This window comes from Phycisphaerae bacterium (assembly GCA_017999985.1).
Taxonomy (GTDB): domain Bacteria; phylum Planctomycetota; class Phycisphaerae; order UBA1845; family Fen-1342; genus JAGNKU01.
In genome coordinates, this window is record JAGNKU010000008.1 from 132,158 (window position 1) to 154,933 (window position 22,776).

The 22,776-nt window shown below is 67.8% G+C and carries 12 protein-coding genes and 1 pseudogene; 12 read left to right on the plus strand and 1 reads right to left on the minus strand.

Going from position 1 to position 22,776, the window contains the following annotated elements; translation table 11 throughout:
* Window positions 1–139 precede the first annotated feature (139 nt).
* A complete protein-coding gene (locus KA383_12220) occupies window positions 140–5,821 on the plus strand; it encodes a PAS domain S-box protein (protein MBP7746887.1) in 5,682 nt (1,893 codons plus the stop codon).
* Here KA383_12220 and KA383_12225 read toward each other — a convergent pair.
* Window positions 5,810–7,573, minus strand: coding sequence for a hypothetical protein (locus KA383_12225; GenBank protein MBP7746888.1), 1,764 nt, complete (start codon window positions 7,571–7,573; stop codon window positions 5,810–5,812). The genes KA383_12220 and KA383_12225 overlap by 12 nt on opposite strands.
* A 283-nt stretch (window positions 7,574–7,856) precedes the next feature.
* Here KA383_12225 and KA383_12230 point away from each other — a divergent pair, with 283 nt between their 5' ends.
* The 11 genes and pseudogenes from KA383_12230 to KA383_12280 all read left to right on the plus strand — a co-directional run bounded on the left by KA383_12230 (window position 7,857) and on the right by KA383_12280 (window position 22,557).
* Window positions 7,857–9,416 carry a YXWGXW repeat-containing protein gene (locus KA383_12230; protein ID MBP7746889.1) on the plus strand — a complete coding sequence of 520 codons (1,560 nt, stop codon included), beginning with the start codon at window positions 7,857–7,859 and terminating at the stop codon, window positions 9,414–9,416.
* Window positions 9,417–9,517: 101 nt separating this feature from the next.
* Entirely contained in the window at window positions 9,518–12,274 is a 2,757-nt protein-coding gene (locus tag KA383_12235) for a glycoside hydrolase family 38 (GenBank protein ID MBP7746890.1), read from the plus strand.
* 20 nt (window positions 12,275–12,294) lie between these two features.
* Window positions 12,295–12,788, plus strand: a pseudogene (gene coaD / locus KA383_12240) (pantetheine-phosphate adenylyltransferase).
* Window positions 12,781–13,449 carry a metal-dependent phosphohydrolase gene (locus KA383_12245; protein ID MBP7746891.1) on the plus strand — a complete coding sequence of 223 codons (669 nt, stop codon included), beginning with the start codon at window positions 12,781–12,783 and terminating at the stop codon, window positions 13,447–13,449. The pseudogene coaD and the gene KA383_12245 overlap by 8 nt, the downstream one beginning before the upstream one ends.
* Window positions 13,450–13,591: 142 nt before the next feature.
* Window positions 13,592–15,121: a YifB family Mg chelatase-like AAA ATPase gene (locus KA383_12250; GenBank protein ID MBP7746892.1), complete on the plus strand. Its 1,530-nt coding sequence runs from the start codon at window positions 13,592–13,594 to the stop codon at window positions 15,119–15,121.
* Between the two features lie 176 nt (window positions 15,122–15,297).
* Window positions 15,298–16,683 carry a hypothetical protein gene (locus KA383_12255; GenBank protein MBP7746893.1) on the plus strand — a complete coding sequence of 462 codons (1,386 nt, stop codon included), beginning with the start codon at window positions 15,298–15,300 and terminating at the stop codon, window positions 16,681–16,683.
* A gap of 183 nt (window positions 16,684–16,866) precedes the next feature.
* Window positions 16,867–17,625, plus strand: a complete 759-nt coding sequence (locus tag KA383_12260) for a PspA/IM30 family protein (GenBank protein MBP7746894.1) — start codon at window positions 16,867–16,869, stop codon at window positions 17,623–17,625.
* 37 nt (window positions 17,626–17,662) lie between these two features.
* Window positions 17,663–19,414: an ATP-binding protein gene (locus tag KA383_12265; protein MBP7746895.1), complete on the plus strand. Its 1,752-nt coding sequence runs from the start codon at window positions 17,663–17,665 to the stop codon at window positions 19,412–19,414.
* 91 nt (window positions 19,415–19,505) lie between these two features.
* Window positions 19,506–19,889, plus strand: coding sequence for a hypothetical protein (locus KA383_12270; protein ID MBP7746896.1), 384 nt, complete (start codon window positions 19,506–19,508; stop codon window positions 19,887–19,889).
* Between the two features lie 16 nt (window positions 19,890–19,905).
* Window positions 19,906–20,700 (plus strand): VWA domain-containing protein, encoded by a 795-nt coding sequence (locus KA383_12275; protein MBP7746897.1) that lies wholly within the window; start codon window positions 19,906–19,908, stop codon window positions 20,698–20,700.
* Between the two features lie 90 nt (window positions 20,701–20,790).
* Window positions 20,791–22,557 (plus strand): OmpA family protein, encoded by a 1,767-nt coding sequence (locus KA383_12280; protein ID MBP7746898.1) that lies wholly within the window; start codon window positions 20,791–20,793, stop codon window positions 22,555–22,557.
* The last annotated feature ends 219 nt before the right edge of the window (window positions 22,558–22,776 follow it).

A 22,776-nucleotide genomic window follows, 5' to 3' on the forward strand; every position in this document is an offset into this window, starting at 1 on the left:
TTGCAGCGCTAGTCGGCAGGGTGTTGATAGCGCTCGAGTTGTCGGCGCTGGTGTCGAGTGAGGTGTGATCATGGAGCCCGATGGCAACATTCGGACTCACGCGCCCCCGGAATGCGCAAGCCGGTCCGCGACCCACGGCATGGAACCGTCGGGTCCGGGCGCGAGCTGGCAGCCGAGCGTGGAGCAGCTCCTCGCACTCGTGCCGCATCCCGTCTTCTGGAAAGACCGCGACGGCGTTTACCGCGGCTGCAACGACGCGTTTGCACGCGACGCCGGGCTACGCTGCGCCGCCGAGGTGGTCGGGAAGACCGACTTCGACCTGTGGCGGCCGCGGGTCGTGGCGGAGGGGTACCGGGCCGAAGATCGGGCGGTCATGGAAAGTCGCCAGCCACGCCGGGGGATCGTCGAGCGGCTGCAGCGGGTGGACGGGACCGAGCTGTGGGTCGAGACGACGAGAGTGCCGCTGCTAGATCCGGACGGGCAGCCCGGCGGCGTGCTCGGCTTCTACGAGGACATCACCGCGCGGAAGCAGGCCGAGGAGGCAGCCCAACAGGAACGGTATTTCTCGGAGTCGGCGCTGGAGGCCATGCCCGGTGTGTTCTTCGTGTTCGACGCGCAGGGCCGGATGTTGAAGTGGAACCGGAAGCTGGAGACGCTGACCGGGTACACGGCGGAAGAGATCGCCGAGCGCACAATCCTCGACCTACTGCATCCGGACTGCCGCGAACTGGTTACCCAGCGCGTGCAGGACGTCTTTTCGCAGGGTTGGGCGGTGGCGGAAGTGGTGGTCGTGTCCAAGGACGGATACGCCACCCCCTACTACTGCCACAGCCTGCGCACGATCCGGGACGGCCGGCCGTGCGTGATGGGCATGGGGATTGACATCTCCGAGCGCAAGCGGGGGGAGGATCTCGTTCAGGGCCTCAATCGGCTGAAGGAGGATTTGCTTGGTGAGGGCGACCTGAGTGCGAAGTTGCGGCATGTCACGGACGGCGTCGTCCGGCTCTTCGATGCCGACTTCGCGCGCATCTGGTTGAGTTTGCCCGGCGATCGATGCGCCACCGACTGTGTTCATGCCGGTGTTGCCGAGGGGCCGCACGTGTGCCGGCGGCGGGAGCGTTGTCTGCACCTGGTCGCGAGTTCCGGACGCTACACGCACCTGGATGGCGCGATGCATCGACGCGTTCCGTTTGGCTGTTACAAGATCGGCCGGATCGCGTCCGGCGACGAGCCGTCGTTCCTCACCAACACGGTGGCGGAAGACCCGCGGGTTCATGATCGCGAGTGGGCCAGGCAGCTTGGGCTGGCGTCGTTCGCGGGCTACCGCCTGCTGTCGGCCGACCAGGAGCCGATCGGCGTGCTGGCGCTGTTCTCCCGTCATCCGCTCAGCGCGGAAGATGACCGCCTGCTCGCCTCGGTGGCCGCGACGGCCTCGCAAGTCATCCTGGCTGCCCAGATCCAGGAGTCGTTGCGGGCCAGCGAGGAGCGCTGGCAGTTCGCGCTCGAGGGGGCCGGCGACGGCGTGTGGGACTGGAACCCACAGACCGGCGCGATCATCTGCTCCCGGCAGTGGAAGGCGATGTTGGGTTATGCCGAGCACGAGATCAACGTGACGATGGCGTGGTGGGAGCAGGCCCTGCACCCGGACGACCGGGCGCGAGCCCTGGCCGACCTGCACAGGCACCTGTCCGGGCAGGCCACGACGTACATGAGCGAATACCGGATGCGCTGCAAGGACGGCAGTTGGAAGTGGATCCTGGACCGGGGCAAGGTGGTGAGCTACACGCCGGAGGGCCAGCCCCTGCGCGTCGTCGGCACGCACACCGACCTGACCGAGCGAAAGCGCGTCGAGGAAGCGCTGCAGCTGAACGAGTCGCGGCTGGAAGCGCTGCTCGAACTGAACCAGAAGACGGACGCCACGCTGGCGGACATTGCCGAATTCGCGATGGAACAGGCGGTGCGGCTCACGCGCAGCCGCCTGGGCTACATCGCCTTCGTCAACGAGGACGAAAGCGTCCTCACCATGTTCGCGTGGTCCAAGACCGCCATGGCGGAGTGCGCGGTCCAGAACCGGCCGGTCGAATACCCGCTCCAGACGACCGGGCTGTGGGGTGAAGCCGTGCGCCAGCGCCGCTCCATCATCACCAACAACTACGCGGCCCCCAGCCCGTGGAAGAAGGGTACGCCGGCGGGGCACGTGACCCTGCGCCGGCACATGAACGTACCGGTCTTCGACGGGGAGCGCATCGTCATCGTAGCCGGGGTGGGCAACAAGGACACGGACTACGACGAATCCGACGTGCGGCAACTGACGCTGCTGATGAGCGGCATGTGGCGCAGCGTACAGCGCACGCGGGCGGAGGAGGAGTCGCGCGCCAGCGAAGCGCGGTTCCGTTCGCTGTACGCCAGCATGGCGGAGGGCGTGGCCCTGCACGAATTGGTTCGCAACGAGCACGGGATTCCGGTTGACTACCGCTTGCTCGAAGTGAACCCGCGCTACGAGCAGGTCACCGGGCTTTCGGCTGAGCGCGTGGTCGGAAAGCTGGCGCGGGAAGCCTACGGGACGCCGGAGCCGCCGTACCTGCGCGAGTTCGCGGGCGCGGTCGAGGCGCGCCAGCCGGCCGGTCTCGAGACGTATTTCGCGTCGCTGGCGAGGCACTTTGCGATTTCCATCGCGCCCCTCGAGGGGGATCGTTTTGCGACGATCTTCTTCGACATCACGGAGCGCAAGCAGGCCGAGGAGCAGCAGCGCCGCCGCGAGGCCGAGCTGCGCCGGCAGACCGAGGTGCTGCTGCGACTGATGATGGACGGCGCGCTGTTTGGCGGCGAGCTCGCGGCGGCGCTGGCCGAGATCACGGCGGCCGGCGCGGAGCTGCTCCAGACGGAGCGCGTCAGCGTGTGGTGGTACGAAGACGAGTACCGGACGATCCGCTGCGTGGACGCGTTTCAGCGCCGCAGCGGCCAGCATGCCCGCGGCGAGACGCTGCGCAGCGCGGATTTCCCGACGTACACGGCCAGCCACCGCAAGGGCCAGGTGATCGCGGCCACGGACGTGCGCAGCGACCCGCGCACCCGCGACATTCCTGCGACCTACTGGGATGCCCACGACATCGCCTCGCTCGTGGACGCCCCCGTGTGGCTGCACGGCCGCCTCGGCGGCCTGGTCAGCTTTGAGCAGGTAGGTGCCCCGCGCCAGTGGTCACCGGATGATGAGCGCCTCGCGGCGACGCTGGCCACCCTGGTGTCCCTGTGTGTGGAGAGCGCGGAGCGGCGGCGCAGCGAGGCGGCCCTGCGCGATAGCGAGGCCATGTTGCAGAGCATCTTCCGGGCCGCCCCGGTCGCGATCGGCATCGTGGACTCCGATCGGCACATTCGGTCTGTCAACGACTGCATCGTCAGGATCCTGGGCTACCGCCCCGCTGAGGTCATCGGCCGGGACATGCGCCACCTCTATTTCACCGCAGAGGAGTATGAGCTCGCCGGCCGGACGTTCCAGCAGCAGGCGCAGCAGCAGGACATCATCCAGACGGAACACCGCCTGCGACGCAAGGACGGCAGCGCCGTGCACGTCATGGTCAGCGGGGCGCCCCTGCGGCGCGAGGACGCGAGCGCCGGTTCGGTGTTCACGCTCATGGATATCACCGAGCGCAAACGCGCCGAGCAGGCGCTGCAGAGCCGGATTGTCGCGATGACACGGCCGCTGGACGACACCACGACGCTGCAGTTCTCCGATCTGTTCGACCTCGCGGAGATCCAGAAGATCCAGGACGCGTTTGCCGAATCCAGCGGCGTCGCGGCCCTGATCACCGACCCGGACGGCGTGCCGCTCACGCGTCCGAGCGGGTTCTGTCGCCTGTGCGCGGAGTTTGTCCGCAAAAGCCCCAAGGGACGTCAGCGGTGCGCGCAGTCCGACGCGGAACTCGGGCGCGTGAGCGCAGCAGGCCTGGTGGTGCGACCGTGCCTCAGCGCCGGCCTGTGGGGTGCCGGCGCCAGCATCACCGTCGGCGGCAAGCACATCGCCAACTGGCTGATCGGCCAGGTGCGCGATGAATCGCTTGACCTGGAGCGCATCAGTCAGTACGCCCGGGAGCTCGACGCCGATCCGGAGGAATTCCGCCGGGCCCTGCTCGAAGTGCCGGTGATGTCGGCGGCCCAGTTCCGCAAGGTTGCCCACACGTTGTCGGTCCTGTCGAACCAGTTGTCGATCAAGGCCTACCAGAACGTGCAGCAGGCGCGCTTCATCGCGGACCTGAAGCGGGCCGAGGATGAACGCGACCGGTTGTTCAACTCCTCGATCGACCTGCTCTGCGTCGCCGGGTTTGACGGGCGCCTCCGGCAGGTGAATCCGGCGTGGACACGCGCGCTGGGCTGGAGCGCGGAAGAACTGACGAAGTCGCCCTGGCTGGAGTTCGTGCACCCCGCAGACGTGCCCGCCACCATCGCGGCCGGCGAGCGCCTGCGGCGGGGGCTGGAAGTGCGCTCGTTCGAGAATCGCTATCGCTGCAAGGACGGCGCGTACCGCTGGTTGTCGTGGAACTCGTATCCGCTGATGGAACAGGAATTGATCTTCGCCGTGAGCCGCGACGTCACGGAGCTGAAGGCGGCGGCGGAGGAGCGCGCCCGGCTCGAAGTCCAGCTCCGCCAGGCGCAGAAGATGGAAGCCGTCGGCCAGCTCGCCGGTGGCGTTGCGCACGATTTCAACAACATCCTGACCGCAGTCTTCGGCCAGCTCGATCTCGCGGTCCAGGCGCTCAAGACCCAATACCCCACCGCGCGCAACCTGCTGGACGGCATGCACCAGATCGAGCGCAGTGCCCACCGCGCCTCGGCCCTGACGCGCCAGTTGCTGGCCTTTAGCCGGCGGCAGGTCATCCGGCCCGAGGTGTTGAACCTCAACGCGACGCTGCGCGACCTGGAGAAGATGTTGCGGCGACTGCTCACGGAGAACATCACGCTGAAGCAGATCCTGGCGCCGGACCTGGCGGCCACGCGGGCCGACGCCGGGCAGTTGGAGCAGGTGATCGTCAACCTCGTGGTCAATGCCCGCGACGCGATGCCGAACGGCGGGCGCCTGACGCTGGAGACCGGCAATGTCGTGCTGGACGAGGCGTATGCGGCGCTGCATCCGGGGGCGCAGCCGGGCGAACATGTCGTCCTGGCCGTGAGCGACACGGGCCACGGCATGGACCCCGCGACGCTGGAACGCATCTTCGAGCCGTTCTTCACCACCAAGCCGAAGGGCCAGGGCACGGGGTTGGGACTGTCGACCGTTTATGGCATCGTGAAACAGGCCGGCGGTCACGTGAGCGTCTACAGCGAACGCGGCAAGGGCACGACGTTCAAGGTCCACCTGCCCGCCGTCCATGAACCCGTCACGCTCGCGAAGCCGGCCCGGGCCGAGTCCGCGCCACCGGGCGGGACCGAGACGCTCATGATTTGCGAAGACGATCCCGCGGTCCGCGAGATGACCGCCCGCATGCTGGCGGGCGCAGGGTACCAGGTGCTGGTGGCGCCGGACGCGGCCCACGCGCTGGAGCTGGCGGCCGCGCACGTCGGCCCGCTCGCGCTCCTGATCACCGACGTAATCATGCCGGACATGAACGGCCGGCAACTCGCCGAGGCCCTGACGGGCGTGCGCCCCGGCGTCCGCACGCTGTTCGTGTCGGGCTACACGTCAAACGTCATCGCGCACCACGGCGTACTGGATGAGAGCGTTGACTTCCTGGAGAAGCCGTACAGCCGGCGGCAACTGCTGCAGAGAGTCCGTGAGATGCTGGACCGCGCAGCGCCGCCGGCCGGGCCGCCGCGCTCAAGGATGTGACGCGAGAACCGCCCGCAGAATCGGCTCGTAGGCCATGGCCATGCGGTGGAAGCCCAGATCCGTCGGGTGCACGCCGTCGACCGTGCCATTCTCCGGGCCGGCAAGCTGGGTGTCGCCCGGCAGGTAGTGGAGTCGGCTCACGCCCTCCTGGAGCAGGTCGGCGTACGCCTCCCGCAGGGCGCGGTTGCCGGGGTTGTCGGGCACGCCGAGCGGGCTTTCCACCAGCAGGATCGGGGTGGTCGGCCGGGCCGCCCGCAGGGCCCGCACGAACGGCCGCACGCGCTCGCGGACCATGTCCGTGGTCATGTTCGGCAGGCACTCCAGCACGAACAGCGCCGCGTCGAGCTCGCCCAGCAGGGTGGCCATCTCCGGCTCCATCTTGCCCGCACCGGAGAAGCCGAGGTTGATCACCGCGCGGTCGAGCCAACGCCCCAGGATCGCGGTGTGGCACATGCCGGCCCGCGAAGCGCAGCCGCCCTGCGTGATGGACGTGCCGTAAAAGACGATCGGCTGGGTGCGCGGCGCCGGCGGCCGGACCAGGCGGGCGCCCGGGTCGATGCCGATGAGCAGCTCTTTCACCGGGCTGTAGAGCGGCAGATACAGCAGATACTCAGTCAGCTCGCCGGGCCGGCCGCTCACAAGCGTGGCGGTCGTGCGCTGCGGCTGCGGTCGCCCGACGCCGCGGAAGACCCAGCGGCCTTCGCGCCGGGCATACAGATCGAGCCCGCTGTTGCCGGTGGCCGCCATGTGGTTCATGGCCGTGCCGCCGTCCCAGACGGCCGCGATGGTCCCCGAATCGGTTGCGAAGCGTACGGCCAATCCGGCGGTGCGCTTGCTCAGCGTCCAGACCGCCTCGGTGACGTGCGCCCTGGCGCGGGCGGGGAGTCGCTCGTAGAACGCTTCGGTGTCGGCCCAACCCTTGCCTTCGATGGCCAACTGCTGCGCGTTGTACCAGAGCAGTTTCGAGTCCGATTCCTGCGTTGCTTCCGCCGCATTGAGAACCGTCCCGCGGGTCGTGGCGCTGGTCAGCGCCTCGTCGAGCAGTCCCGCCCACACGCGGTAGCCGGCGTCGCTCAGGTGCAGGCCGTCGCGGGAGTACTCGGCGCGCAGCAGGCCCTGCGTGTCCGCCAGGCCGGGGTACGCCGCCACGAACGTGCAGCCGCAATCAGCGGCGATCTGTCGCAACCGGTCGTTCAGGTCGACGATCAAGGGGACCAGGTCGGCGTAGCGGTCGCGCGTCGGGAACAGATCGGCGATGAGCAGCGGGACGTCGGGTAGACGCGTGCGGATGCGCCGTACCACCTCGCGATAGCAGGTCTCGATTTCGTCCAGGGACGGCGTGCCGTGCCGCCAGAGCTCGCCCAGGTCGTTCACGCCGTTTTCGAGCACGATCACGCCGGGCTGGCAGTCGAACACGGAGCAATCCAGGCGGTGCAGGATGCCGCGCGCGCCGATCCCGATGCGGTCGGCCGCGATGCCGCGGTTGATGACGTGCCAGCGCGGCGCCAGCAGGCTGGCGTCGAAGCCCTCGACGTGCGATGAGCCGACGAGCACGACGTTCTGCGGCGGTACGTTCTCCCGCTCGAACTGCGCGACCCGGTCGCGGTAGTGCTGCGCCCACTGGTCGGCGACGGCCTGGGTGGCGGGGGCGCTTGCCGGCTGGCCGGCGGCCACCGCGGCGAAACCGGCGACACTGACACTCAGAACGGCCTGCACGATCGGGATGACGTGGCTCGACGGGTGGTTTCTCATATTCTCGGCTGCCCTCATGTCGCGGGCTCGCTGCGATCGTCACACGGGATCGAGTGTACACCGCGGAGGGCGAACTTGTCAGGGCCGATCGCGCGTGGGGGCGTTCACGCCGGCGAGGTGACCGCAGACGGTAACCGGCGTGACGGGCCGCGCATCAGGTTGGTGTTGCGTGCCGGTGCTGACAGCGCCTACGATAATCACGAAGCTGCCCGGCACCGTTGTCGAGCAAGGTGCAGTGGGGAAGTGTTGTTCGCAGACACGTCACCACCATGGAGACTCGATCATGAAGGCGCTCTTCCGCATCACGCTGACCGCGTTCATCCTCATGAGCGTGGACCTGCTCCCCGGTTTGTTCACGCTCACCCCCGCGTCCGCACAGTGGGCCCCGTTCCCGGTACGCCGGCGCCCAGCGCAAACTGACGCCATGCAGCAATCCGGCGTCGAGGTGTTGACGCGCGGGCCCGTCCACGAAGCTTTCGCCAGCCCGGTGAATCTCGACCCCGAGGCCGGCCTGCTCGCTCCACACGCCCCGCCCGACCCCCTCGACGAGGGCGTGCCCGACGAAGCCCCGGAGTTTACCGACGGCGACGCCGAGTGGATTCCCGGCTACTGGGCCTGGGATGACGAAGAGAACGAGTACATTTGGATCAGCGGCGTCTGGCGGGTTCCGCCGCCTGACGCCGACTGGGTGCCCGGACACTGGACCGCCACGCGGGAGGGCTATCGCTGGGTGCCGGGATTCTGGTCCACCGACGAGGATCGCGAACTGGAGTATCTGCCGCGGCCGCCGAAGAATCTGGACGAGGGTCCGGTGGGTCCGCCGCCGAGCCCCGACTACATCTGGGTACCCGGGTCATGGTACTTCGAGGCGAACTATGAGTGGGTGGCCCCGCCGACGGTCCGCGTCGAGCGCCGTGATGGCTACTTCTGGCGGCCGGGGTATTGGCTCCGGGCCCGTCCGGACTGGGTGTGGATCCCGGCCCGTTATGTCTGGTCGCCCGGTGGGGTCGTGTTCGTGGATGGCCATTGGGATTTCGTGGTCGAGCGTCGTGGCTTGCTGTTTGCGCCCGTGCGCGTCGCGCGGCCGCTGTTCTTCCACCGGCGCATCCACTATGTCCCGCAGATCGTCATCAGCACCGACATCTTCACGGTCCATCTCTTTACACGGCCGAGTTACGTTCACTACTACTTCGGGGACTATTACGCGCCCGACTACGTGCGGCGCGGGATTCAACCCTGGTTTGAAGTTCGGCGCGGCTGCTATGACCCGATCTACGTGACGTATGCCTGGCGGTATCGCGACAATGGGACCTGGCTCGACGGACTGCGTCGCACGTATGAGCGTCGGCGGGTGGTGGTCGCGGAACGGCCGCCGCGCACGTACCGGGTCCAGCTTGAACGGGTCCGCCGCGTGCCGGAGGCCGAGCGCCGCACGTTGATCGTGGGCCGGTCGGTGCGCGAGCTGCGCTCCGACGACGCGCGGTATCGATTCCGTACGCTGGATGAAGGTCGCCGGACGACGATCACCCGCAACGTGGACGGGCTGCGTGACCTGCGCCGGCAGCGCGCCACCTGGGAGGCGGATGCGCAGCGCCCGACGGGTGAACGCGGTCGTACGGCCCCGCGGCCCGGAACCGAGCGCGTGTCCCGCGAACCCGGGCAGGAGCGCCCGCGGAGCGAAGTCGCGGCGACGGAGCGCCCGTACCGCGTGAAGTTGCCTGCGTCTTCGATCAGTGGGCGGAAAGGGGAGGCGCGGCGCGCCCCGGCCGTGGAGCGCGCCCCCACGACGGATACGCCGACCCCGCGCAAGATCAAGCGCACCTCCGAGGGAACCCGCCGCTGAGGTCTGCCGGGACGTGGTCTTGTCGCACTCGGGCGCGGATCGCATGGCGCGACGCCTGCGTCCGCGCATCACGCGGGCATTAGCGCGCGGAGGATTAGTGCATGACATCACAACCGTCCCCCAGCCGCCGACGGGCGCCGGGTGCGGGCGCGCGTCGTTGCGCGCCCACGGGCTGCCTCGTGGTCAGTTCACACTGGGACCGCGAGTGGTACGAGCCGTTCCAGTACTACCGCAGCCGGCTGGTGGACGTCATCGACGCGCTGCTCGACCTGATGGAGCGCGACGCGCGGTTTCCCTATTTCCAGTTCGACGGTCAGACCGTCGTGCTGGAGGACTACCTGGAGATCAAGCCGGAAAACCGCGCCCGGCTGGAGGCGCTGATCCGCGCCGGACGCATCCAGGTCGGCCCGTGGTACGTGCAGCCGGATGAGTTTCTGCCCTGCGGCGAGGCGCTCATCCGCAACCTGCTGCGCGGCCACCAGCTCGCGGCTGAGTTCGGCGGCGTGATGAAGGTCGGCTTCGTCTGCGACACGTTCGGCCACAACTCGCAGTTGCCGCAGCTCTTCCGTGGGTGCGGGATCGATACGGCGGCGGTCTGGCGGGGGACGAACTACCCCACGCACCCCGGGCTGTTTCGCTGGCAGGCCGCCGACGGCAGCGAAGTCCTGACCTACGTGTTCGAGGATGTCGGCTACGGCCAGTACTACTTCGTCGTGCGGATGAAGTCGCACACGCCGGCGGGCAAGTTTGATTACGCCAAGGCGCTCGCGGGCCTGCGCCAGGTCTTCGAGATCGAGCAGCCGCGCGTTCCCGGTCGCGCCCTTCTCCTCTTCGACGGGCTTGATCACATGCCCGCCGAGCCGGCGACGCCCGAGCTCATTCGGCGGGCGCGGGCGGCGGGTTTGCCGGTGAGGCACACGACCCTGGCGGAGTATTTTGCCGAGGTGCGCCGCCAGAACCTGAAGCTGAAGGTCTTTCGCGGCGAACTGAGGGAAACCGCGGAAAAGAACGGCAACGTGATCCCGGGCGTGGCGAGCAGCCGCATCTACCTCAAGCAACACAACGCCGCGTGTGAACACCGCCTGCTGCACTGGCTCGAGCCCTTCGCCGTGCTGGCGCAACTGGCCGGCTGCGCGTACCCGCGCGGCTACCTCCGGCTGGCCTGGAAGTACCTGTTGCGGAATCACCCTCATGACAGCATCTGCGGATGCAGCATCGACCAGGTGCACCAGGACATGCTGTACCGCTTCGACCAGTGCCGGATGATCGCGGACCGCAACCTGTACTTCAGCCTGCGGGCGCTCACCGACCGGATGCGGTTGCCGCAGATCAAGGGCGACGAAGACTTCACGGTGACCATCTTCAATCCCACCGATCAGCCGGCTGACGGCGTGCTGGATTTTCCGCTGTATTTCAAGGCCGACACGAAGAACCGCTTTTCGGAGTGGTTCGGCTATGAACCGATCGTGGGTTTCCGGCTGTATGACGCGGACGGTCGCGAGGTCGAGTACCAGCGTCTGGACGTTGTGAAGCAGGCCAATGTGAAGACTTACGACCGGCTCGCGGGGTTCAAGGAGACGGTCAGCGAGCAGGTCCGCGTCGCCGCGCAGTTGTCACTGCCGCCACGCGGCTGGACCACGCTGCTCTGCAAGCCGACCACCGAGAAGACGCGCTCCGCCGGCACGCAGGTGCTCGACGATCACCAGATGCAGAACGACCACCTGCGCGTAAGCATTCGGCCAAACGGGACCATCGACCTGCTGCACCGCAAGTCGGGGCAGACCTACACGGAGCTGCTGACCTTCGAGGACCGGGCGGACATCGGCGATGGCTGGTATCACGGCACCGCGGTGAATGACGAGTGGTTCACGAGCCACGGCACCCAGGCGGAGATTGCGCTGGTGCACGACGGCTTCGCATTGACGACATTCCGCCTGCGCAGCGCGCTGCACGTGCCGGCGCGTTTCGAGCACGATCAGAAAGTCATGCGCCGCAGCAGCACGCTGATGCCGCTGGTGATCACCAGTTGGCTTACGCTGCGCGCCGGTGCGCCATACCTGGAGATCCGCACCGAGGTCGAGAACACGGTGCGCGACCACCGACTGCGCGTGCTGTTTCCCACGGGGCTGGGTGTGAAGACGTACTTCGCCGACAGTGCGTTCGACGTCGTCGAGCGCCCCGTGGCGCTGCGGCCGGACTGGTACAAACTCCACGAGCCGGAAGTCGAGACCAAGCCGCAGTATTCCTTCACCGCGGTCAACGACGGACAGCGCGGGTTCGCGGTGCTCAGCAGCGGCCAGCCGGAGTCGGCCGTCCGCGACCTGCCCGCGCGGCCCATCGCGCTCACGCTGTTCCGCGGCTTCCGGCGGACCGTGGGCACGCCGGGCGAGGACGGCGGGCAGATGCTCGGCCGCACGCGGCACACGTACTGGCTCTTTCCGCACGCGGGGCCGCTGCCGGTCGCCGAGCTGTTGCGGCTGGGGCAGCGCCTGGCCACCGGTATCGAGTGCATCTACACCGACGTGGTCCGACAGCGGCTGGTCGCGGGCCAGGTGCCGAAGCAGGCGGTGGTGTTACCCGCCACCGGATCGTGGCTGCGCTGCGGGCCGGGGCCATTGATCATCACGGCGTGCAAGGCCTCCGAGGACGGGCAGGCGGTGATCGTACGGGCGTTCAATCCGCTCGATGAGCCGGCGCGGCAACGGCTCGAGTTCATCGCCGATGTCCGCGCCGCCCACACGACGAACCTGCTGGAAGAGCCGCAGCAGAAGCTGGCCGTTCGCGGCAAGGCCGTGACTGTGACGGCGGCGCCGAAGCAGATTGTGACGCTGCGAGTCGTGCTCGCGCCGCTGGCGTGAGTGGGTACAGGATCGCTCCCATGCGCGAATTCGCGGTGTATGCCGGCAGTTTCGAGCCGCCCACGCTGGGGCACCAGTGGATGATTGAGCAGGGTGCGCGCGGCTCTTCGAGCGCCTGGTTGTCGCCGTGGGCGTGAACCCGGACAAGTCGGCGACCTATCCGCGCGAACTGCGGCTGCAGTGGTTGGCGGAGATCGCGTGGCCGTGGCCGAATGTGGAGGTCAGCAGTTGTGGGCACGAGTTCCTGGTGCGCTACGCGGAGCGCATCGGGGCGGGTTTCGTGCTGCGCGGCATTCGGAACGAGAGTGACTATGTCTACGGGCGCGCCATGCGCAGCGTGAACGCCGACCTGACCGACCGCGTTACGACGGTGTTTCTGATGCCGCCGCGGGAAATGGCCGAGGTCAGCTCCAGCCTGGTGAGGGGGATGATCGGGTCCGCTGGCTGGCGCGACGTGGTGCAGGCCTACGTGCCGGCGTGCGTGTTCGCGCACCTGGATCGGGAACATGTCTGATCCGGCGGCGCCAGCCCTGGCGGTGCGCTGGGAGCGCGTGTGCGCTGCTCTGGCGCAGACTGAGGCGCCGGCCGGCGACACCGTGCAGTCCGCAGCGCAACTGCTCTGGCACATCCTCGCGGCGCTGTACGCGCACCCCCCGCGCGTCTACCACACGCTCGAACATGTCGCCGCGTGCCTGCCATGGCTCGACGAGGCCCGGCCACGGATGGGGAACGTTGTGGGGGTGGAATTCGCCCTGTACCTGCACGACAGTGTGTACGTGCCGGGGCGGGCGGACAACGAGGCGCGGAGTGCGGACGTCGCGGCGATGTTCCTGACGCGGCTGGGCCCCATCGCGGTCCGGCACGAGCGCGCGGTGACCCAACTCATCCTCGCCACGCGGCACGACGGCACGGTTCTCGCGGGTGATGCGGCGTTGCTCGCCGACATCGATCTCGCCATCCTTGGATCCCTGCCGGACAACTATGATGCGTACGTGGCGGCGATCCGTGAGGAGTACGGCCAGGTGGACGACGCCCGGTATCGCGCGGGGCGGGCGCAGTTCCTGCGGAGACTCCTGCAACGGGCACGCATCTACCATTCGGAGTGGGGTGCTGAATGTTTCGAAGCTGCAGCGCGTGCGAATCTGGGTCGGGAGCTTGCGCAACTTGCAGGTTGACGGGGCGATCGCTCCATGACCAGAACTTCCCCTGCCCACCGTCGCCTGGGGTCACCATGGACTGGGACGTGCATCGCGGATTCGGACAGGGACCGGTTTGCTCCGCTTCTGTTCGCGCGCGTCCCTCAGTACAATCCCGCCCATGTTCGCCCGCATCCACAGCATGGCCCTCGCGGGGATCGAGGCCCATCCTTGCGAGGTTGAAGTCGACGTCACGGGGCATGGCTTTGGTGTGCCGGCGCTTGTGGGCCTGCCGGACTCGGCTGTCAAAGAGAGCATCGACCGCATCCGCAGCGCGCTCGCCAACTCCGGCTACGCGCTGCCCAAGACCCGCACGACGGTCAATCTCGCGCCGGCGGATATCCGCAAGGAGGGGCCGGCATTCGATCTGCCCATCGCCATTGGCTTGCTGCTGGCCGACGACCAGCTCCGCAGCGAGATGGCGGAGCAGTATCTGATCGCCGGCGAGCTGGCCCTGGACGGCCAGGTGCGGGCCATCAAGGGGGCGCTTTCCATTGCGCTGCTGTGCCGCGACAACGGCTTTCGCGGGCTGCTGATCCCGCGCGAGAACGCGGAGGAGGCTGCGGTCGTGGATGGCGTCGAGGTCTACGGCATCGACTCGCTGGCGCAGGCGGTCAGCCTGCTGGCGGGCGAGCTGCCGCTCGAACCGACGACGGTCGATCTCGATGCGCTCTTCGCGCGGGCCGCGCAATACGACGTGGATTTCGCCGACGTGCGTGGGCAGGAGCACGTGAAGCGCGCCCTGCTGGTCGCCGCCGCGGGAAGACATAACGTACTGATGATCGGCCCGCCGGGCGCCGGCAAGACGATGCTGGCCAAGCGCCTGCCCACGCTGCTGCCGCCGTTGTCCCTGCAGGAGTCGCTCGAAACCACGCGCATCTATTCCGCGTCCGGCAAGCTGCCCGGCAAGACCAGTCTGCTTGCGACGCGCCCCGTCCGCCAGCCGCACCATTCGATCAGCATCGCGGCGCTGGTCGGCGGCGGCACGATCCCCTCGGCCGGCGAGGTCTCGCTCGCGCACCATGGCGTGCTGTTCCTCGACGAGTTCCCCGAGTTCAACCGCAGCGTGCTCGAATCGCTCCGGCAGGTCATCGAGGACCACACCGTCACCATCGCCCGCTCGCACAGCGCCGCCGATTTCCCGGCCGACTTCCTGCTGGTGACGGCGATGAATCCCTGTCCATGCGGTTACTTCACCGACCCGCGTAAACCGTGCAAATGCTCCGCGCCGCAGATCGACCGCTACCTGGCACGCATTTCCGGCCCGCTGCTGGAGCGGATTGACATCCACGTCGAGGTGCCCGCGGTCCCGATCTCCGCCTTGCGCGACACGCAGCCCGGCACCGACAGCGCGACGTTGCGCCGGCAGGTCGAGCAGGCCCTCGCGGTGCAGCGCGCCCGCTTCGGCCAGGGCAGCACGACAACCAACGGCCGCATGACCTCGCGCCAGCTCCGCAAGTACGCCGTGATCGACGGCGACGGCGAACGTCTGTTGCGTCGGGCGGTCAGCGAGCTGGGCCTGTCGGCCCGCGCGCACGACAAGGTCCTGCGTGTGGCCCGCACGATCGCGGACTTGGCCGGCGCCGAGCACATCACGTCGACGCACTTGTCCGAGGCGATCCAGTACCGCCGGCTGGATCGGAGCCTCTAGCCGTTGGAATCCGCCGCCGAACCGCGACCGGCTTGTTCGCGCGTGGGCCCAGTGGTAGACTGAAACCATCGTCGGAGGTTCACGGCCCGTCGGGGTGGACGGGATGTGCCGGTCACCTCACAGTTCGCATGGCGCGATCTTCGCGGGCGGTTCCACCAGGCGAAGGAGGTGTCAGCATGTCGCGCAACCACGTCGCGCTCAGTGGGATGGTGGTCGGACTGGTGCTCGGCGCAGCACCGGCGGACTCCGACGTGCGCGGGGACTCCGGAGCCTGCTGCTACAGCGATGGTGAGTGTCGTGTGCTTCCAGCGGAGAGGTGCGCCACGCTCGTGGGTGACGTGAACTGCGATGACGACGTCGATCTCGCCGACGTCAACCCGTTTGTCAATTTGCTGTCCGGGGGGAGCGCGCCGGATTGCGCCTGGGCGAACGCCGACTGCAACCGCGACGGCGCGCTAAATTTCAGCGATATCAACCCGTTCGTCATGGTGCTCGTCCAAGACAGCCGGCTGACCGGGGCGTTCCTCGGCCCCGGCACGGATTGTGACCCCAATCCTTGTGTGCTGCCCGGCGACACGTGCGCCAATGCGAAGATCATCACGGGCGAGCCGTACACGGACCTGGGCAGCACGTGCGGCTATACCGACGACTATGACGAAAGTTGCCCCTTCAACCAGCCCGGCGCGCCGGACGTCGTCTACAGGTACGCGCCCGCGTGGGACACCGTCGTGGATATCACCCTTTGCCTGGCTGAAACCGACTACGACACCAAGCTGTATGTCTACGAGGGTGAGTGTCCCGGGAACCTGATTGCGTGCAACGATGACGCTTGCAGCACCGCGTCGCACCCGGCGGCGTTTGTATCCAAGCTATCCTGGGTGTTCCTCCAGGCCGGACATACCTACTACATCGTCGTGGATGGCTATGGCGGCGCTTGCGGCACGTATGAACTCCTGCTGATCCCGCCGCCTCCGTGCGTTGTCCCTTGTCCGCCGGGCGCGCTCGAGGAGGGTGAGCCGTGCGGGACAGACACGAATGGCGGCTGTGGGCTGAATCCGCCGGCCTACGGTCTGATCTCCGACGGCCAGACCGTGTGCGGCACGAGCTACTACGACGGCAACTTGCGCGACACGGACTGGTATCGCATCGAGGTCGAGCCCGGCGACCGGGTCCTGTACGGCATCACGGTCCAGGCCGAGTTCGACGTGCAAGTCATGTTCATCCGGGACGACGGGGAGGATTGCACGGGCCTGGAGATCTACTACGCCGAGGGCGCACCTTGCCAGGAGGTGTTTCTCGCGACCCCGCCCGCACCGACCTCGATCGACTACATCTGGATCGCTCCGCAGTTCACCACCCCGTTCGCGTGCGATGACGAGCACAGTCATTACTGGGTCAACGCGGTCTTCTACGCGTTCGACCCGCCGCCGGGGGCCTGCTGCATCGATGGTGTCTGCCACGACTACCTGACCATCTGGGAGTGTGCGGACCAGGGTGGCACCTGGATGGGGTACGAAGTGCCCTGCACGCCAGAGCTGTGCCAGCCGGCGGCGCCGCAGTAGTCCGGGCGCGTGGTCCGGGGGGCGGGTCGTTCCAAGATGGCTCCGTTCGTATAATTGACGCGACTGACGCAGTGGCATATAGGGTGCATTGTCCGGGCGCCGCTCCAGCCGACTCGAGGACCAGACCTGCGTCCGGGAGACTGCACGAGGCAGGCCGCGTATTTGGGAAAGGTCGGTGGGACGATGATTCTGGCCAAACTGTGGCGCTCGCTGCGGGCCCAGCTCAACAAGCTCGCGAATGCATTTTGGACGGCCGATCCGATCGCGCAGATGCAGTATGAATACGATCTGGCGGTCGCGCAGCTCAAGGAGGGGCGCGAGGGGCTCGAGCAGTACCGCGCGCTGGTGGAGCGCGTTTCCCGGCAGGTGGCGAACGATCAACAGCACGTCGCCAGCCTGGAGGCCAAGATCAAGGCCTACCTGCAGGCGGGCGACCGCGAGACGGCGGCCAGGTTTGCCCTGGAGCTCCAGAAGGCGAAGCAGCAGTACAGCGAGAACCAGGAGCAGCTCAAGCTCCACGAGCAGTCGTACAACAACAATCTGACCAAGATCAAGCACGCCAGCGGCAAGCTGGCCCGGGTGCGCGAGAAGATCCAGAAATACGACGCCGAGCTGAAGATGAGCCGGGCCGAGGCCGAGATGGCCAAGCTCGCGCGCGATTTCAACTTCGACGTGACGACGGACTTCGGGCAGATCGAGCAGGTCATCCAGGAGAAGATCAGCCTGAACCGTGCGAAGGCCCGCGTGGCGGCCGACCTGTCGAGCGAGGGCGTCGTCGAGGTCGAGCGCGAGCAGGCGATGGAAAAGGCCCTGGCGGACCAGGCGCTGCGCGAATTCGAGATCCAGGCCGGGCTGGTCACGCCCGAAACCGCACCGGTCGCCGAAGCGGCCAAGGAACTCGGGCCCGCGGCCAAAACGACGCAGTCCCAGGGCCAGGTATGAGTGGCGGCCCGGCCCCTGACCAGACGAGCACCCCCGCATGAACCGGCAGATGGCACTTCCGGAGACATTTCCCCCGTGGGCGCAGGCCCTCGCGGAGGCCTACTTCTCCGGCACCACCTGCGTGTTCATCCTGCACGGCAATGTCCACGACCTGATCGCCGGCCCGGAGGGAGCGCGCACCGCGTATTGCGGTCTGACGGAGTTCCTGGCCAGCCAGGTGTTCGGCTCGTGGGACATCGTCGTGCAGTACGACCTTTCGGGCGGCCTGCGGGCCCAGCCCGGGACCGACGCGCAGCGCCTGCAGGCCATGATGCCTTACCTGACAGCACGACTCGGCGATCCGGGCGCCTGGCCGCGCGAGCCGGACAGCGCGCTGCTCCTGCTCGACCGGCTGATGGAGCGGAACCTGCTGGAGAACGACCCGGCGCGGCAGAAAAGCATTGGCATCCTGCTCGACTATGCCCAGTACCTGGTCCCGGCGGCTGAGCCCGGCGCCCAGCCGCGCGGGGTGAGCACGAATGTCGTGCGGCTGCTGGGGTGGGCCCAGAACCCGTACATCAAGCGGGTGAACACCGCGATCTGCCTGGTTGCCGACAAGCTGGCGGAAGTGAACGATCGCCTGGTGCAAAGCCCCCACGTCGCGACCATCGAGATCCCCATGCCCGAGCGCGCGGCGCGCGCCGCGTTCATCGACTGGGCGGCGCGGGGCGCGCGGCTGGAAGCGCTCGCCGATTTCACGTCGGCCGAACTGGCGGAGGTGTCCAACGGCTTGAGCCTGGTGGGCCTGAACCTGCTGCTTTCGCAGGCGCGCCAGAGCGGGCGGCCGGTGGATCGCGCCCGGTTTCGCGCGCTCAAGAAGTCCATGATCGAGCGGCAGGGCCAGGGATTGCTCGAGTTCATCGAGCCCAACCACACGCTTGACATGCTTGTGGGGCAGGACGCCGCCAAGCAGCGCCTGCGCGAGGACGCGGAACTGCTGCAGCACGGGCGGCTGGAAGCCGTGCCGATGGGGTACCTGATCGCGGGGGCCGTGGGGACGGGCAAGTCGTTTCTGGCCGAGTGTTACGCCGGCTCGATCGGCATTCCCTGCGTGAAGCTGCGGAATTTCCGCTCGAAGTACGTGGGCGAGACGGAGGGCAATCTCGAGCACGTGTTGACGGTGCTCCGCTCACTCGGCCCGGTGGTCGTGGTGATCGACGAAGCCGACGCGGCCCTGGGCAGCCGCAGCGCCGAGGGCGACTCGGGCACGTCCAGCCGCGTCTTCTCGATGATTGCGAGCCAGATGGGCGACACGCGCTACCGCGGGCGGATCGTGTGGATGCTGCTGACGTGCCGGCCGGACCTGCTGCCCATCGACCTGAAGCGGCAAGGGCGGGCCGAGGTGCACATCCCGCTCTTCTATCCGCAGGATGACGCCGAGGTCCAGGCCATGCTGACTACCATGGCGCGCAAGAACAAGATCACGCTCGCCACCGACACGCTGCCGGCCGGCCTGGCCGCGCGACAACTCAGCGGCGCGGACATCGAAAGCGTGGTGCTCGAAGCCCGGCGGCGGGCGCTGGCGGCGCGGCGCGACGATGTCAGCGGTGCCGATCTGGATGCCGCGTTGGCGGATTTCATCCCCTCGGTGCAGGGGCTGGAGAAGGAGCTGCAGGAGCTGGCGGCGGTGCTGGAATGCACGCAGCTCCAGTTGCTGCCGCCGGCCTGGCGGCAGCGCGTCATGCCGCCGAACGGGCGCGTGCAGCTGCAGGAGCGCCTGGTGGCGATTCGACAGCTGATCGAGGCTTGACCGCGGGCGGCGCGTGGGGCGCACGCGTCGGGCCGTGCCTCGGCTTGGGAAATACAGTGGTCCGATGAGAGGACGCCTTGAGGGAGCGGCCGTGAAAAAGACCAAGAAGACCGTGAAGAAGGTGGCGCCGCGCAAGGCCGCGCGGCCTGTCCGGAAGAGCAAACCCCAAGCGGCACGCTCCAAGCCGGCGCGCCTGAGCTGGCTTGACGAAACCGGCACCACACCGCAGATCGACAGCTATGCCCGCAAGCTGCGCACCTTCATGGCGGCGCTGGCAGACGGCATTGTCGATGACGCGGAAGTGGCGGCGCAGGAGCAGCGGCTCGTGAAGCTGATGAAAGAGATCGAGCCGGAACTCTCGGCCACGTTACACGGACGGGTCACGGAGCTGTTGTGCGAGTTGACCGCGTACGACATCATGCGGCTGCTGCACGCGATGCACGCCACGCGGCCCAAGCACGTCTTCCGTGGTTGAAAGGCAGGTGCCACCGATGGCCAAGCGAACGCTGGCACGGCGCCCGCGGGTTGGCGCGCTCATGATCGCCGGCCTGGGGGCCCTGATCCTGTCGGCCGGCTGTGAGCAGAGCCCGCCGCCGCGCGCGCCCAGTGCCGCCGGCGGGGCTGTGGCGGGCGCGCCGCGCGGGGCGCGGACGATCAACCTGCCGCAGGTCGACCAGCGGCTGTGCACCGCGGTGGTGCTGCTGATCGACACATCCGGCAGCATGTCGCAGAACGTGCCTGACTCCGGCGGCACCCAGCGCCCCAAGCATGTGATCGCGCGCCGGGCGCTGGAAGGCATCGTGGACTACACGGCCGACTGGCAGCAGGCGCACACCGATCGGGTACTGCAGCTCTCCATTTGCCACTTCAGCAGCGCCGTGCACAAGCTGCTGCCCATGGGTGTTTTCCAAGCGGAGCAAGCGCGGTCCGCCGTCCGGAAGCTCCCCGGACCCGGGGGCGGCACGGCAATCGGGCAGGCCCTGGAGGCCGGGTTCAAGGCGCTGTATGCCTCCGGCTGTGTCCGCAAGTACGTCGTCTGCATTACGGATGGCGAAAACACCGTGGGACTGCCGCCCGACCGCATCGCACGGCAACTCTTCGCGCAGACCGGCGGCGAGGTCGAGATTCACTTTGTCGCGTTTGACACGTCAGCCGCACAGTTCGCGTTCCTGAAGTCCGCGAACGGTGCGGTGGTCGAAGCGGCCGATGGGGCGCAGTTGCAGGCGCGGTTGGCCGAAATCTATGAAAAACGGATCCTGGCCGAGGCCGCCGCCGAACAGCAGTGACGGCGGGGCCGGGCGGTCGCTGCGCCTGGAAGGTGTGCAGCGCGTGAGACACAATGCGGCTTCAAGGCAAACACAGCAGGGAGAAAGGCCATGGCGGGACAGCCTAAGATTCCGTTCTATATCGCACTTGGCGTGGTGATCATCGGCCTGATCGGCTTCGCGCTCTATCGCAGCGACATCCTCGCGCCGCAGGGGGCGCGGGAGGGCGGTGCCGCCCCGGTCGCGCCGGTGGCGACCCCGACCGGCGAGACCGCGTCCCAGCAGCCCGCTGGCACCGGCCCGGAGGCCGCCGACGCGGCCAGCGTGACGACGGTCAAGGAATACAAGTTCACCCCCGCCGAGCGGTTGCCGGAAGTGAAGGGCATCTCGGCGTACAAGCCGCTGGCCGACGAGACCGTGCGCTTCGCGCTGAACGTCTGGGCCGGCTGGGCGCCGATCATCCAGGCGAATGACGGGTTCAAGGCCGGCAAGGTCTGGAAGACGCCGGACGGGAAGTCCTTCAAGGTCGAGCTGGTCCTGATCGACAACCCGGTGGCGATGCGCGACGCGTACGCGGCGGGCGACGTGCACATCGGGTGGGCGACGCTCGACATGGTGCCGCTGTTCCTGGAGGGCTTCGTGGACGCCGGCGGCAAGCCGCGCGACAGCCGCGTGATGCCGCGGATTTACCAGCAGGTTGACTGGTCCAACGGCGGCGACGGCATTGTCGTCCGCGACGTGATCAAGACCGTCGCCGACCTGCGCGGCAAGAAGGTCGCGCTGGCCCAGAACTCGCCGTCGCACTATTTTGCGCTGAACATGCTCGTCGCGGGCGGGGTGCAGCCGAGCGAAGTCAACATGGTCTTCACCGAGGACGCGTTCCAGGCGGCGGCCGCGTTCAACGCGCAGAAGGACATCGCGGCGGCCGTGTCGTGGGCGCCGGACATCTACAACCTCGAGAAGGTGCGGGGCAATCGGCTGCTGGTCACGACCGCGACCGCAAACAAGCTGATCGCGGATGTGTGGTTCGCGCGGGCGGATTTTGCGAAGGACCATCCGGGCATCATCGAGGGCCTGGTGCGCGGGATTTTCGACGCGATGCAGGCGCTGCACGATGAGGATGTGAAGAAGCATTGTGCCGAGCTGATGGGCCAGGGCTACAACATCCCGCCCACGGAAGCGTTCAACATGTTCGGCGACGCGCACAACACGAACTGGGCCGAGAACTTCCAGTTCTTCATGAACCAGAACAACCCGACGAACTTCGAGCGCGTCTGGAACCAGGCGTATTACCTCTACCGGCGGATCGGGGCGATCCGGCACCAGCCGGTGTCGTTTGACAGCGTAATGGACTTCTCGCTGATCGCGAAGCTGGGCGGGGAAGAGAAGTACGCGTCGCAGAAGGACGAATACGAGATCCAATTCGCGCCCCGGACCGTGAGTGAGATCCGGGCCGAGGACGAGATTCTCACGAACACGGTCGTCATCCACTTCTTCCCGAACAGTTGGGACCTGGCGAAGACCGTCACGCGCCAGAAGGACGGCAAGAGCGTCGAAGAGCTTTACGATCCCACCGTGGACCTGGTGCTCGAAGAGGTCGCCAAGCTCGTCGGGCAGTTCGGCGCCGCCCGCATCGTCATCGAAGGGCATACCGACAGCTCGATGAAGGGGCAGGTGACGCCCAGCCTGGTCAAGGAGCTCTCGCTCAACCGCGCCAACGCCGTGAAAGAGGCGCTGGTCAAGAAGTACAAGCTCAACCCCAACCAGTTCGGCGTCGAGGGGCTCGGCTGGGACCGGCCGGCGGATTCGCAGGACCCGACCAACCACGCCAAGAACCGGCGCGTCGAGATCAAGGTCTACCCGGCGGAGAGGGCCTAGCGCAGCGCATGGCGCGCCAACTGCCGGCGTCGATGGCTGGCACTGAAGCCGGGGTGCCCCGCCCGGATATCGATGGGGCGTGAATGGAGCATGATGGATCAGCAACCAGCGAATCCAGCCGCGGGCCCCGGCGCCCCGTCCGAGACCCCGGCCGGTGCTGTGCCCGCGGATGCCCAGAACGTCGTGGCTGCGCCGCCGCCGACCCCCGTCGCGCGCCGC